Annotated in this window: 13 protein-coding genes and 1 pseudogene; 9 read left to right on the top strand and 5 right to left on the bottom strand. The window is 65.9% G+C overall.

Features of this window, described 5'->3' with window-relative positions:
- The first annotated feature begins 220 nt into the window (after window positions 1-220).
- Entirely contained in the window at window positions 221-1114 is an 894-nt protein-coding gene (locus AX729_RS15640; RefSeq protein WP_061024535.1) for a YihY/virulence factor BrkB family protein, read from the top strand.
- On the opposite strand, the gene AX729_RS15635 is transcribed toward AX729_RS15640, so the two are convergent.
- Together AX729_RS15635 and gluQRS are read right to left on the bottom strand one after the other, a co-directional pair.
- On the bottom strand, window positions 1041-2312 hold the full coding sequence (locus tag AX729_RS15635) for an ATP-binding protein (protein WP_061024533.1): 1272 nt from the start codon (window positions 2310-2312) through the stop codon (window positions 1041-1043). The genes AX729_RS15640 and AX729_RS15635 overlap by 74 nt on opposite strands.
- 55 nt (window positions 2313-2367) lie before the next feature.
- On the bottom strand, window positions 2368-3270 hold the full coding sequence (gene gluQRS / locus AX729_RS15630) for a tRNA glutamyl-Q(34) synthetase GluQRS (protein WP_061024530.1): 903 nt from the start codon (window positions 3268-3270) through the stop codon (window positions 2368-2370).
- A gap of 116 nt (window positions 3271-3386) precedes the next feature.
- Between gluQRS and AX729_RS15625 the strand changes: the two genes are divergently transcribed.
- Window positions 3387-4040: a DNA-3-methyladenine glycosylase family protein gene (locus tag AX729_RS15625; protein WP_061024648.1), complete on the top strand. Its 654-nt coding sequence runs from the start codon at window positions 3387-3389 to the stop codon at window positions 4038-4040.
- Here AX729_RS15625 and AX729_RS15620 read toward each other — a convergent pair whose 3' ends face one another.
- Complete coding sequence (locus AX729_RS15620) at window positions 4041-4928, bottom strand: LysR family transcriptional regulator (RefSeq protein ID WP_061024528.1); 888 nt, start codon at window positions 4926-4928, stop codon at window positions 4041-4043. It abuts the gene before it with no gap.
- 179 nt (window positions 4929-5107) lie between these two features.
- Between AX729_RS15620 and AX729_RS15615 the strand changes: the two genes are divergently transcribed.
- The 6 genes and pseudogenes from AX729_RS15615 to AX729_RS15590 all read left to right on the top strand — a co-directional run bounded on the left by AX729_RS15615 (window position 5108) and on the right by AX729_RS15590 (window position 12661).
- Window positions 5108-6082 carry an NAD(P)H-dependent flavin oxidoreductase gene (locus AX729_RS15615; RefSeq protein ID WP_061024646.1) on the top strand — a complete coding sequence of 325 codons (975 nt, stop codon included), beginning with the start codon at window positions 5108-5110 and terminating at the stop codon, window positions 6080-6082.
- 33 nt (window positions 6083-6115) lie between these two features.
- Entirely contained in the window at window positions 6116-7300 is a 1185-nt protein-coding gene (locus tag AX729_RS15610; RefSeq protein ID WP_061024526.1) for an ABC transporter substrate-binding protein, read from the top strand.
- Window positions 7301-7315: 15 nt separating this feature from the next.
- Window positions 7316-8851 (top strand): annotated as a pseudogene (locus tag AX729_RS15605) (acyl-CoA synthetase); the annotation flags it as partial.
- Window positions 8852-9000: 149 nt separating this feature from the next.
- Window positions 9001-10788, top strand: a complete 1788-nt coding sequence (locus AX729_RS15600) for a flavin-containing monooxygenase (protein ID WP_061024522.1) — start codon at window positions 9001-9003, stop codon at window positions 10786-10788.
- Window positions 10789-10924: 136 nt separating this feature from the next.
- The gene (locus AX729_RS15595) at window positions 10925-11899 is read left to right on the top strand and encodes a peptidyl-alpha-hydroxyglycine alpha-amidating lyase family protein (RefSeq protein ID WP_061024520.1); all 975 of its coding nucleotides are present in this window, start codon (window positions 10925-10927) and stop codon (window positions 11897-11899) included.
- 204 nt (window positions 11900-12103) lie between these two features.
- The gene (locus tag AX729_RS15590; RefSeq protein ID WP_008543309.1) at window positions 12104-12661 is read left to right on the top strand and encodes an HNH endonuclease; all 558 of its coding nucleotides are present in this window, start codon (window positions 12104-12106) and stop codon (window positions 12659-12661) included.
- A 16-nt stretch (window positions 12662-12677) separates the two neighbouring features.
- Here the strand turns inward: AX729_RS15590 and AX729_RS15585 are convergent, their stop codons facing one another.
- Window positions 12678-13559 carry a DMT family transporter gene (locus tag AX729_RS15585; RefSeq protein WP_061024518.1) on the bottom strand — a complete coding sequence of 294 codons (882 nt, stop codon included), beginning with the start codon at window positions 13557-13559 and terminating at the stop codon, window positions 12678-12680.
- A gap of 149 nt (window positions 13560-13708) precedes the next feature.
- On the opposite strand from AX729_RS15585, the gene AX729_RS15580 reads away from it, so the two are divergent.
- Window positions 13709-13930 (top strand): dodecin, encoded by a 222-nt coding sequence (locus tag AX729_RS15580; RefSeq protein ID WP_061024515.1) that lies wholly within the window; start codon window positions 13709-13711, stop codon window positions 13928-13930.
- A gap of 6 nt (window positions 13931-13936) precedes the next feature.
- Here the strand turns inward: AX729_RS15580 and AX729_RS38655 are convergent.
- A partial coding sequence (locus tag AX729_RS38655) for an autotransporter domain-containing protein (RefSeq protein WP_156456987.1) occupies window positions 13937-15678 on the bottom strand: 1742 nt, incomplete at its 5' end.

Below are 15678 nucleotides of genomic sequence, written 5' to 3'. Positions count from 1 at the left end.
CACCGTGTGCGCGGATGCGCCATGGTGCCGCAGCAGCCTCCGGCGTCATTCCGGGGCGGTGCGCGGCATCGAGCCCGGAATGACAGTGAGGCGCTTCGCGAACTGGCTTTTGAGCCAATAATATCAGATGGTAGCGCGATGATTTTCGATTTGCGCCCAGTGCCTGGTCTTCTGATCTCTCCCTACGTGCGGGGGGAGAGAGCAGCGGTGTAGGTGCCACGTGAAAGCAGTCCGTTACATCTACATCGTCGTGATGGATGCGTTCTACACGTTCCTCGCCGATGACGGCTGGGCGATCGCGAGCCACATTGCGCTGTCGACGCTGATGGCGCTGTTCCCGTTCCTGATCGTGCTGACGTCGCTCGCCGGCGTCTTCGGCTCCAAGGAACTCGCCGACCAGGCCGCCAGCCTGATGCTCCAGATCTGGCCCAAGCAGGTCGCCGATTCGATCTCGGGCGAGGTGCATGACGTGCTGACCACCACCCGCACCGGCATTCTGACCATCGGCGCGGCGCTGTCGGTCTATTTCGCCTCCAACGGCGTCGAGGCGCTGCGGGTCGCGCTCAACCGCGCCTATGCAGTGGTGGAGATGCGGCGGTGGTACTGGCTGCGGCTTGAATCGATTGCCTACACGCTGATCGCAGCCTTCACGGCACTCGCGATGGCGTTCCTGATCGTGCTCGGTCCGCTGATCATCGAGGCCGCGCGGCGTCACATCCCCCTGTTCGTCGAATCGAACGAGAGCATTCTGACCTGGCTGCGCTACGGCATCACCATCAGCGCGCTGGTGGTGGCGCTGTTCATCCTGCATGCTTGGCTGCCGGCGGGACGGCGCAGCTTCCTCCAGATCATGCCGGGCATCGTCTTCACGGTGGTGGCGTCGCTGGTCTCCGGCGTCGTGTTCGGACAGTATCTGGCGCGCTTCGCCAACAACTACGTGACGATGTATGCGGGGCTCGCCTCGGTGATCATCGCGCTGGTGTTCCTGTATTTCATCGCCGCGATCTTCGTTTACGGCGGTGAGCTCAACGCCGCGATCATCAAGTCGCGGCTTCCTCATGGCGTGTCGCTTCAAGCAGCGCAGTCGCTAAAGCCCGCGGAGACACAGGCTTGACCAGGAAGGCGTCTGCACCAGCCGCGCGCGAAGCCGCCTCGTCCTCGCCGCGGCCGGACACGCCGATGATCGGGATCCGAGCCAGTGGCGTCGGCAGCGCGCGGATCCGCCTGATGGCCTCGATACCGTCGATGCCCGGCAGCACCATGTCCATCAGCACCGCATCGAACGCGCCCTGCTCCAGCCTGTCGACCGCGTCCTCGCCGCGCCCGATGAACTCGGCTTGATGGCCGAGTTCGGTCAGGATCGTGTTGAGCACGACGCGGCCGAACGGATTGTCCTCGACGCTGAGCACGCGCACCGACGCGACTTGGTCCGCCTCCGCCTCGCCCTTCGCCGTGCTGGTCTTTGCCGATCCCGTGGCGTCCAGCGACACCGTCAAGGTGAAGGTGGCGCCGCCACCGCGACGCGGTGCGACGGTGATGCCGCCGCCCATCGCACGCGCCAATTGCTTGACCGAGGAGAGACCCAAGCCGGCGCCGCCGAAGCGTGAGGCGATGGTGACATTGGCCTGGGTGAAAGGGCGGAACAGCCGCTTGATCTCGGCCATGGTCAGGCCGATGCCGCTGTCAGACACCGCGAAGGCAACGCCGACCGTGCCTTTGGCTTTGCCCTTGTCCTTGGCGGAACGCCGCCAGGGCGTCACCGCGAGCGCTACGCCCCCCTGGTCGGTGAATTTCACGGCATTGTCGATCAGGTTCTCGAGAGCGGCGCGCAGGCGGACGGAATCGCCGACCACGAGTCCAGGGAGCTTTTCGGATATCTCGACCTCGGCCTTCAGACCCTTGGCCGCGGCGCGGCCGGCCAGCGAATCGCCGGCGCTGCGGGCGAGCGTCCTGAGGTCGAAGAGGTCCTGCCGAAGCGTGCCGCCGCTCCTGCCCGGCCCCTTGCCGGTTCTGGCCGCATCCACGAAGAGCGTGGCGAGGCTCGCCAGATGCTCGGCACCGGCCTTGATGGTGTCGGCCCAGCGCCGCTCCCGCTCGCCGAGATCGGACGTGGCGAGCAGGTCACTGATGGCCAGGATGCCGGTCAGGGGGGTGCGAACCTCATGGGCAAAGGCCGCGAGCGCAGCCTGGACCACGTCCGGCGCGACCGCCTTGGTGGCGCGCTTACGCACCTTTCCGGCCGCCCCGGACCGCTTCCGAGGCGGTCGCCTGGACGTCCGTGTGGTGCGCGCTGGGCGCGTTTTTGCCGCCATAGATCCCCTTCGAACCCGGCCGTCCGTCCAACATGGCACGGCGGAACCCCAGGAGTCACGGCAGCCTTTGGCTAACCCCCAGAGAAACTTGACCTAATCCCACAAGCTGGCGGATGCCGCCCGGCGTGACGCCGGCTGCGCGCAACTCGCGTAGCCCCGTCGCCCGGCTCGATTTCGACAGCTTGCGGCCGGTCTCATCGCAAATCAGCACATGATGGCGGTAGACGGGTTCCGGCAGGCCGAGCAGAACCTGGAGCAGGCGGTGCACCGCCGTAGCATGAAACAGGTCCCGCCCCCTGACCACTTCGCTGACGCCCTGGAGCGCATCGTCGACCACCACGGACAGATGGTAGCTGGTGGGCGTCTCCTTGCGGGCCAGAATGACGTCACCCCAGGCTTCCGGCTGCGCCGCAACGGTTCCGTGCTCGCCGGCCGGCCCTTCGCCGAGCTCGCCCCAGGTGAGGCGTGCGACGCGGCGGCAGGCGGCCGCCATGTCGAGCCGCAGCGCGTAAGGCGCGCCGGACTCGACGAGCCGCTTCCGCTCGCCGGCCGAGAGCGATTTCGCCTCGCCGGGATAGAGCGGCGCACCGTCGGGATCCCGGGGCCACGGCCCGTTAACCTCGCGCGCTGCCACCAGCTTTGCGATCTCGGCCCGGCTCTCGAAGGCAGGATAGACGAGGCCGAGCGCAGAGAGCTTGTCCAGCGCGGCGCGATAGTCCGCAAGATGCTCCGACTGCCGCCGCGCCGGGGTCTCCCAGGAGATACCGAGCCAAGCGAGATCCTCGTAGATCGCCGCCTCGTATTCCGGCCGGCAGCGCGTCATGTCGATGTCCTCGATCCGCAGCAACAGCCGCCCGCCCGTCTCTCGCGCGCGCTCGAAGTTGAGCAGCGCGGAATAAGCGTGGCCGAGATGCAGGAGGCCGTTGGGGCTGGGGGCAAATCGGAAAACGGGTGGCATCGATTCTCGCGAGACTTGTCATTGCCGGGTTTGATCCGGCAATCCATCTTCCAGGACTCTGTTACGATAGGAGATGGATGCGCGGGTCAAGCCCGCGCATGACGAGCAGGGCCGCAATGACCATCCACCTCGAAACCCAGTCCGACCTCGAAGAAGCCGTCGACGCGCTGGTCAAGCGCGATCCACGCCTCAGGCCCGTGCTCGATATCGCCGGCATGCCGGCGTTGCGGCGGCGCGAGCCGGGCTTTGCGGGGCTGGCCCACATCGTCTGCGGGCAGCAGCTCTCGACCGCGAGCGCGGCGGCGATCTGGGGACGGCTGTCGGCCGCCTTCGACCCGTTCGACCATGACGCCGTGCGCCGCGCCCGCACTGACCGGCTGGGCCGGCTCGGTCTCTCCGCGGCGAAGATCAAGACGCTGAAACACCTGGCGCGCGAGATCGAAGCAGAGCGGCTTAACCTCGACGTGCTGGCGGAGGAAGATGCCGATGCCGCCCATCACACGCTGATCGCGCTGCCCGGCATCGGGCCGTGGACTGCGGACGTCTACCTGCTGTTCTGTCTCGGCCACGGCGATGCCTGGCCGGCCGGGGACCTCGCGGTGCAGGAAGGCATCCGCATCGGGCTCGGCCTCAAAGCGCGGCCAACGGAGAAACAGATGGCGCCGCTTGCCGAGCCTTGGCGCCCGCTGCGCGGCGCGGCGGCGCATCTTTGGTGGAGCTATTACCGCGCGGTGAAGAAGCGCGAGGGCGTGCTCGCCGGATCGAACTAATTAGCCCCGCAGCTGCTCGCGGTCGGCACGGGCGCATTCGGCCACGAAGTCGACCACGGCACGCACCGCCGACAGTTCGACCAGGTCGGGATGGGCGAGCAGCCAGAGATCGGAGACGCTGACGAGCTTCTGCGGCGCGACGCGCACGAGGTCCGGATAGCTTGCGGCGACAAAACAGGACAGCGCGGAGATTCCGATTCCCGCGCGCACAGCCGCCAGCATGTCGCCCTGCGACGAGCAGCGCATCACCACGGTGCCCTGGCGCGTGATCGCATCGCTCCAGCGCGCCAGCTGCGCGTTCGAATCCTGATCGGCAAAGCCGATGACGCTGTGTCCCTTCCACTCACCGCTCCGTTCCGGCAAGGGTCGGGCGGCAGCATAGTCGCGCGAGGCATAGAAGCCGGTGCCGAGACGGCCGATCTTGCGGCCGACCAGGTTTTCCTCGCCGCTGTCCACTGGACGCAGCACGACGTCGGCTTCCCGGCGCCGCACGCTGGCCGGAAACGGATGAGTGATGATCTCGAGCCGGATGTGATCATGCGCGCTCAGAAAGGATCGCAGCCGCGGCATCAGCCAGTGCGAGGCCAGCGTGGCCCCGATCGACAGCTTGACCGTGCCGCGCGCCTTGCGCCCGCCCGCGCCGACGGCGGCCTCGGCGCGGAGCGCGGCGGCCGCCATCTCCCCGGCATGCTCGCGCAAGGTACGGCCATCGGCGGTGAGCACGAATCCGTCGGCAGCGCGGGCCAGCAGCTTGGTGCCCAGCTGCGCCTCCAGTGCCGCGATCTTGCGGCTGACGGTTGGATGGCTCGCATGTAGCCGTCGCGCCGCGGCGGTGAAGCTGCCGGTATCGGCCACCGCGACGAAAGTCTTGCAGAGATCCCAATCCACCGGCGGTTCCGTTCAAAGCTGAATACACACGTGTTCAATATTGAACGATCCCGCGCACGCCGTCCAACCCTATAGTGCGGTCAAACCAGCGAGGCGGAGCACCCGCCAGCGCGACAATCGACATGGAAGCGCTCACCTCGGCCGGAAGAGCCGACGATGCGCGTCGTCAGGAGGATCGGATGGCACTGCCTGCCCTGCTCAAGAACACGCTGGAGCTGCCCGTGGTCGGCTCGCCGCTTTTCATCGTCTCCGGACCGGAGCTGGTGATCGCCCAGTGCAAGGCGGGCGTCGTCGGCTCGTTCCCCGCGCTCAACGCCCGTCCGGTCGAGAAACTCGACGAGTGGCTGAGCCGCATTGAGGACGAACTCGGCGAATACAAATCGCGCAATCCCGGCAAAAAGGTTGCGCCCTACGCCGTCAACCAGATCTGCCATGCCTCCAACGATCGGCTCATGAAGGACATGGAGACCTGCGTAAAGCACAAGGCACCCATCATCATCACTTCGCTGCGGCCGCCGGCGGAGATCGTCGAGGCCGCGCATTCCTATGGCGGGCTGGTGTTCCACGACGTCATCAACGTCAAGCACGCCCGCAAGGCCGCCGAGCAGGGCGTCGACGGGCTGATCCTGGTCTGCGCCGGTGCGGGCGGACATGCCGGCACGCTGTCGCCCTTCGCGCTGGTGCGCGAGGTCAAGCAATGGTTCAAGGGCGCGATCCTGCTGTCGGGTGCGATCAGCGACGGTTTTGGCATCGCCTCGGCGCTGACGCTGGGCGCCGACCTCGCCTATATGGGCACACGCTTCATCGCGACGCAGGAAGCCAATGCCGACGAGGCCTACAAATCCGCGCTGACGCAGCATGCCGCACACGACATCGTCTACACCAACCTGTTCACCGGCGTGCACGGCAACTATCTCGGCCCTTCCATCGCCGCCGCCGGGCTAGACCCGGACAATCTCCCGGCTGCCGACAAATCCAAGATGAATTTCGGTTCCGGCGGCAACATGAAATCGAAAGCTTGGCGCGACATCTGGGGATCTGGCCAGGGCATCGGGCAGATCACCGATGCCCCTCCCGTCGCGGAGCTCGTCGACCGGATGAAGGGTGAGTTCGATCAGGCCCGCCAGGATTTCCTGATGCGCGTCAGCGCCTGACGTCTCGGACCTGCAAGATAACGGGAGGATACAATGAAGCTTGCACCCGCACTGATCGGCCTGTCCCTGCTGGCGCTCGCCGGCGGTAGCGTTCATTCCGAAGGCGCCGGCGAGATCCGCATCGGCCAGACTTTGCCCTACAGCGGCCCGGCCTCCGGCTTCGGCACGATCGGACGGACGCAGGAGGCCTTCTTCGAGAAGGTCAATGCCGAAGGCGGCGTCAACGGCCGCAAGGTCAGGTTCATCACGCTGGACGACGCCTATTCGCCGCCGAAGACGGTCGAGCAGACCCGCAAGCTGGTGGAGCAAGACGAAGTCCTGATGATGTTCGGCTCGCTCGGCACCGCCACCAACAGCGCCGTGCAGCGTTATCTGAACGGCAAGAAGGTGCCGCAACTGTTCGTGCTCTCGGGCGCGACGAAATGGGCCGATCCGCAGAAATATCCATGGACCATGCCCGGCATGGCCGCCTACGAATCCGAGGGCGTGGTCTATGCCAAGCACGTGCTGCGCACCAAGCCGGGCGCCAAGATCGCCATCCTGTCGCAGAACGACGATTTCGGCCGCGACTATGTCGCCGGCTTCAAGCGCGCGCTCGGCGACAAGGCCGCCAGCATGATCATCGCCGAGCAGACCTACGAGACCAGTGCGCCGACGATCAGCTCGCAGCTCTCGACCCTGAAGTCATCGGGCGCCGACGTGCTGTTCGGAGTCGTGCTCGGCAAGTTCACCTCGCAGATGATCAAGGGCGTCGCCGAGATCGGCTGGAAGCCCGAGCTGTTCTTCGTGCCGACGTCGGCCTCGTCGATCTCGTTCCTGGAGCCGGCCGGGCTCGACAACGCCGTCGGCCTGATCTCGTCGAGCAATCAAAAGGACACGATGGACCCGCAATGGGCCAGCGATCCAGGGGTGAAGGAGTACTTCGCCTTCATGAAGCAGTACCTGCCGAATGCGGACCTCTCCAACTCCAACTATGCGGCAGGCTACCACTACGCGACACTGCTGATGACCGTGCTGAAGGCGTGCAAGGATGATTTCAGCCGCGAGAACATCATGCGCCAGGCGGCCTCGCTGAAGGAGGTGAAGCTGCCGCTGCTGCTGCCGGGCATCGCCGTTTCGACCGGGCCAGACGACTATCTGCCGTTCCAGCAGCTTCAGCTCAGGCGCTTCAACGGCAAGAGCTGGGTGGGCTTCGGCGACGTGCTCGACGATCGCTGATTCGAGCGGAACAAGGGACGGACCATGATCATCAGCGGCGAACGCCGGATCGGCTATGACGAGATCCAGGCGCGCATCAAACGCGCCGCGAGCGGGCTACGTGCCCTCGGCCTTGCCGAGGCTGCGCCGGTCGCCATGATGCTGCGCAACGACTTCGCCCTGTTCGAGGTGGTTGCGGCCTCGGCCGCACTGGGCAGCCCCGTGGTGCCGATCAACTGGCACCTCAAGGCCGAGGAGGTCCGTTACATCCTGGCCGACAGCGGCGCCAGGATCCTGGTCTGCCACGCCGATCTGCTGCCGCAGATCCGCGCCGGCATCCCGGAGGATGTCCGCCTGCTCGTCGTCGCGACGCCGCCCGAGCTCGCTGCGACCTTCGCAATTCCCCCCGATCTGACCGGCGTCCCGGCGGGATCGATGGATTGGGACCGGTGGCGCGACGGCCATCCGGAAATGCAGGAACCATCACGCCGGGCCGCGGCGATGATCTACACTTCGGGGACCACGGGCATGCCGAAGGGCGTGCGGCGCATGCCGATGCAGCCGGAACAGGCCGCCGCTTCCGAACGCGTCGGCGCGATCGCCTATGGCATCAAGCCGCGCGAAGACCAGGTCGTGCTGATCAACGGGCCGATGTATCATTCGGCGCCGCATTCCTACGGCATGATGGCGTTCCGCAACGCCCGCACCATCGTTCTCCAGGCGCGGTTCGACGCCGAGGAGCTCCTGGCGCTAATCGAACGCCACCGTGTGACGCACATCCACATGGTGCCGACCATGTTCGTGCGCCTGCTCCGCCTGCCCGAGACGGTGAGGCAGCGTTATGACTTGTCGTCGCTCCGCTTCGTCGTGCACGGTGCGGCGCCCTGCCCGCCCGAGGTCAAGCGGGCCATGATCGAGTGGTGGGGACCGGTCATCAACGAATATTTCGGCTCGACCGAGACAGGCATCCCGGTGTGGCACTCGGCCGAGGAGGCGCTGAGGAAACCCGGCACGGTGGGCCGTGCCATCGAAGGCGGCATCGTCAGGATCTTCCGCGAGGACGGCAGCCTCTGCGGCGCAGGCGAGGTCGGCGAGATCTACATGCGTCAGACCGCTGTGCCCGATTTCGACTATCACGGCAAGGCGCAGGCGCGCGCCGAAGCAGGGCGCGACGGCCTCGTCAGCGTCGGCGACGTCGGCTATCTCGACGAGGACGGCTATCTGTTCCTGTGCGACCGCAAGCGCGACATGGTGATCTCGGGCGGCGTCAATATCTATCCTGCCGAGATCGAGAATGTGCTGATCGCCATGCCCGGCGTGCGCGATTGCGCCGTGTTCGGCATCCCCGACCCGGAATATGGCGAGCGGCTGTGCGCCTGCATCGAGCCCGACCTGGCCGGGCAGCTCTCCGCCGCTGCAGTGCAGGCCTTTCTGCGCGAGCGGCTGGCCAACTTCAAGGTGCCGAAGGAGATTCAGTTCCTGGATGCGCTGCCGCGCGAGGCGACCGGGAAGATCTTCAAGCGCAAGCTGCGCGATCCCTATTGGGCGGACCGCAGGCCGGGCGGGCCTTAGCCGGCAGCCGGCGTTGAAGCGTCACCTGGCATATTCCGTCCAAGCAGGGCCATATGCCGGCATCGCTCGGGTGACCGGCTTTTGGCGACCTACGAAACCGTATAGCGTCGATCAGAGGAAACGCCGCGAAGACGGCCACGAGGTCGCGCATGCTGGACAGGACGAAGGATATTTCCGTCGCCGCACAAGGCTGGCTCGACGCATTCGAGCGTGGGCTGGACCAGCCCGATCCCGTCGCGCTCGACAACCTGTTCCTCGCCGACAGTTTTTGGCGTGACGTGCTGGCGCTGAGCTGGCACCTGCAAACGATCGCCGGCCGCGACACGGTCGTGCAGCAGCTGACGGCGCTCGCGCCCAAAGCCGCTCCGTCTCATTTCAAGATCGCGCCCAACCGCGCGCCGCCGCGCTGGGTGACGCGCGCCGGCACCAACACCATCGAAGCCATCTTCCACTTTGAAACCGCCCTCGGCCGCGGCAGCGGTATCCTGCGGCTCGTACCTGACAGCACCGACGCCGACCGGTTGAAGGCATGGACGCTGCTGACCGCGCTCGATGAGCTCAAGGGCTTCGAGGAACAGCTCGGCACCTCGCGGCCCCGCGGCCAGGCCTATTCGCGCGACTTCCGCGGGCCGAACTGGCTCGACCTGCGCAACGCATCGCGCGGCTATGCCGACCGAGATCCGGCCGTGCTGGTGGTCGGCGGCGGCCAGGCCGGGCTCGCGATCGCGGCGCGGCTGAAGCAACTCAAGGTCGACACGCTGATCGTTGATCGCGAGGCGCGGATCGGCGACAACTGGCGCAAGCGTTACCACGCGCTGACGCTGCACAACCAGGTGCAGGTCAATCACCTGCCCTACATGCCCTTCCCGCCCAGCTGGCCGGTCTATATCCCCAAGGACAAGCTCGCCAACTGGTTCGAAGCCTACGTCGATGCCATGGAGCTGAACTTCTGGACCGGCACGGAGTTCGAAGGCGGCGCCTATGACGAGGCCAACGGCCACTGGACCGTGACGCTGCGCCGCGCCGACGGCAGCAAGCGCACCATGCATCCGCGCCACGTGGTGATGGCGACCGGCGTCAGCGGCATCGCCAACGTGCCCGATATCCCGACCCTCGACAATTTCAGGGGCGCGCTGCTGCATTCCAGCCGCTACGAGGACGGCGAGAGCTGGACAGGCAAGCGCGCCATCGTCATCGGCACCGGCAACAGCGGCCACGACATCGCGCAGGATCTTTATTCCAGCGGTGCCGAGGTGACGCTGGTGCAGCGCTCGCCGACGCTGGTCACCAACATCGAGCCGTCGGCGCAGCTCGCCTACGCGACCTACAATGAAGGCACGCTCGAGGACAATGACCTGATCGCGGCCTCGATGCCGACGCCGCTGGCGAAGAAGACGCATGTGATGCTGACCGAGCAATCGAAGGAGCTCGACAAGGAGCTGCTCGACGGTCTGCGTCGCGTCGGCTTCAAGCTCGATTTCGGCGAGGCGGGCACCGGCTGGCAATTCAAATACCTCACCCGCGGCGGCGGCTATTATTTCAACGTCGGCTGCTCCAACCTGATCGTCGAGGGCAAGATCAGGCTCAGGCAGTTTTCCGACATCGAAAGCTTCGTTACCGAGGGCGCGCGGATGAAGGACGGCTCGACCATCGCAGCCGATCTCATCGTGCTCTCGACAGGCTACAAGCCGCAGGAATATCTGGTGCAAAAGCTTTTCGGCGATACGATCGCAGATCGCGTCGGCCCGATCTGGGGTTTCGGCGAGGGTTTCGAGCTGCGCAACATGTACGTGCGCACGAAGCAGCCCGGCCTGTGGTTCATCGCCGGCAGCCTCGCCCAGTGCCGCATCAATTCGAAATATCTCGCGCTCCAGATCAAGGCGATCGAGGAAGGGATTTTGGGGCAGGCTGGGGCTGCACCGGCGAGCACGGCTTGAGCAACACCGTCATTGCGAGCGGAGCGAAGCAATCCAGACTGTCTCCGCGGAAAGATTCTGGATTGCTTCGCTTCGCTCGCAATGACGACGTAGAAGCGGTGTCGCGCTATCCATAACGAATAAGAGGAGAACACCAATGCCAGCCATTCTCGGCAGCGGCGAGCACCGCTACCGCGTCGTCGAAAATTTCGCGAAACTGCCTGACGGCTGGCAGCTGACCGACGTCGCCTCGGTCGCGGTCGACAGCAAAGACCGCATCTACGTGTTCAACCGCGGCGCCCATCCGATGGTGGTGCTGGACCGCGACGGCAATTTCCTGCGCAGCTGGGGCGAAGGACTGTTCTCCCGGGCACACGGCCTGCACATCGATGCCGACGACAATCTCTATTGCACCGATGACGGCGACCATACCGTGCGCAAATGCACCACCGACGGCAAGGTGCTGCTCACGATCGGCATTCCCGCAAAGCCGGCGCCGTTCATGAGTGGCGAGCCGTTCCACCGCTGCACCCACACCGCGCTGTCGCCGAAGGGCGAGATCTACGTCTCCGACGGCTATGGCAATGCGCGCGTGCACAAGTTCACCCCCGACGGCAAGTTGCTCAAGAGCTGGGGCGAGCCCGGCACCGATCCCGGCCAGTTCAACATCGTGCACAACATCGCCACCGATGCCGACGGCTGGGTCTATGTCGCCGACCGCGAGAACCATCGCGTGCAAGTGTTCGACGGCGAGGGCAGGTACGAGACGCAGTGGAACAATCTGCACCGGCCCTGCGCGCTGTGCTGCTGCGGCGGCAAGAGCCCGACCTTCGTGATCGGCGAGCTCGGCCCCGGCCTCGCCATCAACCGTCATGTGCCAAATCTCGGCCCGCGGCTGTCGATCGTGGACGCCAGGGGAAATCGCATCGCGCGGCTTGGCGGCGAGGAGGGTCCGGGCGTCGTCAGCGGCAAATTCCTTGCGCCGCACGGGATCGCGCTGGACTCGAGGGGCGACATCTATGTCGGCGAAGTCGGCGTCACCAACTGGGACAGCAGCTTTCCGGACGAGGAGATGCCAGCGGCGGTGCTCACGACGCGCTGCCTGCAGAAGCTGGAGAGGGTACGGGAGTAGCTGCCACGGCAAGGCCACCCGCAAGCCGGGATGCGGGTCCCGCGCGCGCCGGGGATCGCGGCTTTTTGAGCACTTTTGCCACCTCGCCGCCGCATTGCTCGCGCCTGAATAAGTCGCTCAACGGGCTTCACAATCCCGTCACGCTGCATGTAGTATGTCACTACATGCTGCTTCGCAGCGTACATTGGAGGCCGGGAGCGTTACTTGAACGCACATGTCTCGCAAGGCAGTTGGCCGGTGTTGGTTCTGAATGCGGACTTCCGGCCGCTGAGTTACTACCCACTGTCGTTGTGGTCGTGGCAGGACGCGATCAAGGCGGTGTTCCTCGACCGCGTCAACATCGTCGCGCATTACGATCAGGCGGTGCGAAGTCCGACGCTGGAGATGCAGCTGCCGAGCGTCGTCTCGCTCAAATCCTTCGTCAAGCCGACCACCCATCCCGCCTTCACCCGGTTCAACGTCTTCCTGCGCGATCGTTTCGCCTGCCAATATTGCGGCTCGCCCGAAGACCTCACCTTCGATCACATCATCCCGCGCAGCAAGGGCGGCCAGACCACCTGGGAGAACGTAGTCGCGGCCTGCTCGCCGTGTAACCTGCGCAAGGGCAATCTCACCCCGGCGCAGGCCAAGATGTTTCCGCGCCAGAGCGCATTCGCGCCCACCGTGCACCAGCTCCATCGCAACGGCCGTCTCTTCCCGCCGAATTACCTGCACGACAGCTGGCTCGACTACCTGTACTGGGATACGGAGCTGGATCCGTAAGGCCAGCCTCCGCGCGTTACCCTCGCTGCAGGGCGAGTGTCACGCCGCCGAGCGTGAGCGCCATCGCCGTCCATTCGCGCAGGCCCAGCGGCTCGCCCAGTATGATGGCGGCGGACACCACCCCGATCACGGGCACGATCAACATGCCGGTCGAGGCGGTGGTCGGTGGCAACCGCCGAAGCGTCTCGAACCAGGTGACATAGCAGATGCCCATCGGCACCAGCGTCATGTAGATGAAGCAGCCGAGCCCCTGCGGAGTGATCGCCGTGACATCAGGACGCTCGAACGCGATGCCGAGGATCAGCATCGTGGCGCAGCCGAGCCCGACCTGCCAGGCGACGACGACCAGCGGCGGCATCGGCAGCGGCTTGCGGTTGAGCACGTTCCCGAGCGCGAACAGGATGGCGCAGAGCAGCGCCAGCACGATGCCCAGCAGCTTGTCGAGGCCGAACGCGAAGCCGTTTCCGCTCAGGAGCAACGTGACGCCGGCAACGCCGAGGACGAGACCGAAGATGTCCCGTGGGGCAGGCCGTGTGTGCAGCACCGGCCAGGCGAACAGCATCGCCCAGATCGGCATCGTATAGGCGAGCAGAGCGCCCTCGCTCACCGTCACATACTTCATCGCGACCGTGCCGAGACCCATCCAGGCAAAGACGTTGGTGAAGGTCGCAAACAGCAGCCGCGGGACCGCCTCGCGCGGAACGGCGAACGATTCCTTCCGGCTCAGCACCAGAGCCCCGAGAATCAGCGAGGCGCAAACGCCCGCAAGTCCGCGCGCGAACAAAGGCGGCCATTGCTGGAGCAGCAGCTTCATCAGCGGCCAGTTCAACGCCCAGCCGAACGCCGTCACGCAGAGGCAGAGAGAGCCTATCGTCCTGTCGCGTCGCGCCGAATCCATCGATAGCGCTTAGCAGGCCGGCGCCGGCTGCTCCACCTCGGCTGGCGCATGCGCGCCATCACGCAGAACGGAACCGGACCGGCTGGCGCTCGTTCAAATGGGAGCACGCGCGCCCGCGCATGCCGCAGCGCAACCGAGGGAGGCCATCCATGCCCGCAGCTGAGAAAGACCACGTCTACAAGATCCTGGGCCTGGTCGGATCGTCCGAAACCTCCATCGAGGACGCGATCAAGAATGCGATCAGCCGGGCGTCGAAGACCATTCGCGAGATGAAGTGGTTCGAGGTGGTTCAGACTCGTGGTCACATCGAGAACGGCACTGTCGGCCACTATCAGGTGACCTTGCGCGTCGGCTTCACGCTGGAAGAGTGAGGTGTGTCACCAAGCGTAGCGGATGCTGCCTTTGCCGGCGTAGGAGCGCGTCACATTCGAGAACTCGCCCTCGAAAGTGGCCGCCGCGGACCAGCCGTTCATCCACTTCATCTCCGCCGACACGGTCGTGAGCGCGGAGTTTCGCGCCTGCGCCGCGCCGTTGACGACGAAGCTGGCGCCGGGCAGCGCCTGGAAAGTGGCCGCGATCGCGCGGTCCGGGTTGAAGTCGTAAGCCCAGGCAAAGCGACCGCGCAGCGTCATCACACCATCGTGCAGAGCATAGGACTTGTCGCTGCGCAGACCGAGTTCGCTGCGCGTGTCCGTCACGCTCCTCGCGGCGTAGTTCAGCGCAAATGCGCCTGAGCCGGACACGACCTGTTCGGCATAGACCGGCAGATCGAAGGTCGTGAACTGCGCCGCGCCGTAGGGCGTGAGGCCGATCCCGCCCATCCAGGGCGCGACGAAGCGCCGGCCGCCTTCGAACCGACCTGACCAGGCATTTGCGTTGAACTCGGCACGTAGGCGATCGATGCCGGCGATGGTCACCGTGCGGTCGGTGGTGATGTCCTGCCAACCATAGGCGAGCGCGGCGGAGATGTAGGCCGGACCGCTGGCGTGACGCAGATAGGCGCCCGCCTGGAACAGGTCGGAGCGGCCTGTGCCGAGATCGTTGACGCCGAAACTGGTGCCGCCGCCGGCCAGCGCGAAGCCGAGCAGCGTGGTCGGCGAGAGCCTGTAGTCGGCGCCGACAGCCGTGCCGGCAATGCGGCTGGTTGCGCCGTTCGAGCCGACCACCGCATTCCCGTCGGTCGATTGCGAACCGCCGAAGCCCGCGGCCCACACGCTCCAGCGCTGCGCTAAGATCTGCGGCGGCGCCTTCGTCATCAGCGCGAATGCATCGGTGCGCTTGCGTGCGGCATAGGCACTGGCCTGATCCTCCTCGGCGAAGCCAGCGGCGTCACCGGCCGAGCCCGGCCCGCCGTCCCGCTGCGCGCCGGGGTCAGTGAGCAGGCCCATGAACTGGCCCATGGCGTTGAACGTCGTCTGCAGCGCCCCCGTTCCCGGTTCACCGGACGCTTGTGTCAGCCCGCCCGGCGTCAGCGCGCTGTACACCGCCGCAATGCCACCATTGCCGTTGAAGAAATTGGTCAGCGCGTTGCCGACGCGCTGCTGGTTGCCGTTGAGGCCGGATGGGATGCCGAAGGTCAGGATCAGATCGAGATAGACGTCATTGGCATCGTAGCTGAGGTTGGCGCGGAAATTGGACGGGAGACTGCTGATCGCGACGGCCGGATTGAAGGTGCCGCTGACGCCGCCGCTCGCAGTCAGGATCGTGTATCGCTTGGCGACATAGCTGCCCGCCGCGAAGTTCGCCTGCACCGTCGCGCCGCCGAGCTGCGCAGTACCATTGACGCCCGCATAGGCCGCCGTCGACGGATTGAGCTGAACCAGATAGATCGCACCGGACTGGAAGGCGAGGCTGCCGTTCACGGTCATCGAGCTGCCCGGCATGCCGTTCCCGGGCGCGAACGCGCCCCCGGCATTGACCGTTATCGCGCCGACCGAGCCGCCCCCCATCAAGGCACCGCTGTTGACGGCAGTCGGGCCGCCCAGCGAGCCCTCGACATTGAGCACGCCGCCGTTGACCGTCGTGCCCCCGCTATAGCTGTTGGCCCCCAGAAGCGTCAGCGTGCCGCCGCCGCTCTTGCTGATCGCGACGCTGCCGCCCTGGTCGGTAAGGTTGGCGC

The organism is Bradyrhizobium sp. CCH5-F6, assembly GCF_001556045.1.
In the GTDB taxonomy this organism is placed as follows: domain Bacteria; phylum Pseudomonadota; class Alphaproteobacteria; order Rhizobiales; family Xanthobacteraceae; genus Bradyrhizobium.
Note: the sequence above shows the minus strand (reverse complement) of the source record. Positions and strands in the feature narration are given on the sequence as shown.

Coding starts and splice junctions, on each gene's coding strand:
- AX729_RS15635 (WP_061024533.1), bottom strand. CDS start 2,312: ATGGCGGCAAAAACGCGCCCAGCGCGCACCACACGGACGTCCAGGCGA.
- gluQRS (WP_061024530.1), bottom strand. CDS start 3,270: ATGCCACCCGTTTTCCGATTTGCCCCCAGCCCCAACGGCCTCCTGCAT.
- AX729_RS15625 (WP_061024648.1), top strand. CDS start 3,387: ATGACCATCCACCTCGAAACCCAGTCCGACCTCGAAGAAGCCGTCGAC.
- AX729_RS15615 (WP_061024646.1), top strand. CDS start 5,108: ATGGCACTGCCTGCCCTGCTCAAGAACACGCTGGAGCTGCCCGTGGTC.
- AX729_RS15610 (WP_061024526.1), top strand. CDS start 6,116: ATGAAGCTTGCACCCGCACTGATCGGCCTGTCCCTGCTGGCGCTCGCC.
- AX729_RS15600 (WP_061024522.1), top strand. CDS start 9,001: ATGCTGGACAGGACGAAGGATATTTCCGTCGCCGCACAAGGCTGGCTC.
- AX729_RS15595 (WP_061024520.1), top strand. CDS start 10,925: ATGCCAGCCATTCTCGGCAGCGGCGAGCACCGCTACCGCGTCGTCGAA.
- AX729_RS15585 (WP_061024518.1), bottom strand. CDS start 13,559: ATGGATTCGGCGCGACGCGACAGGACGATAGGCTCTCTCTGCCTCTGC.
- AX729_RS15580 (WP_061024515.1), top strand. CDS start 13,709: ATGCCCGCAGCTGAGAAAGACCACGTCTACAAGATCCTGGGCCTGGTC.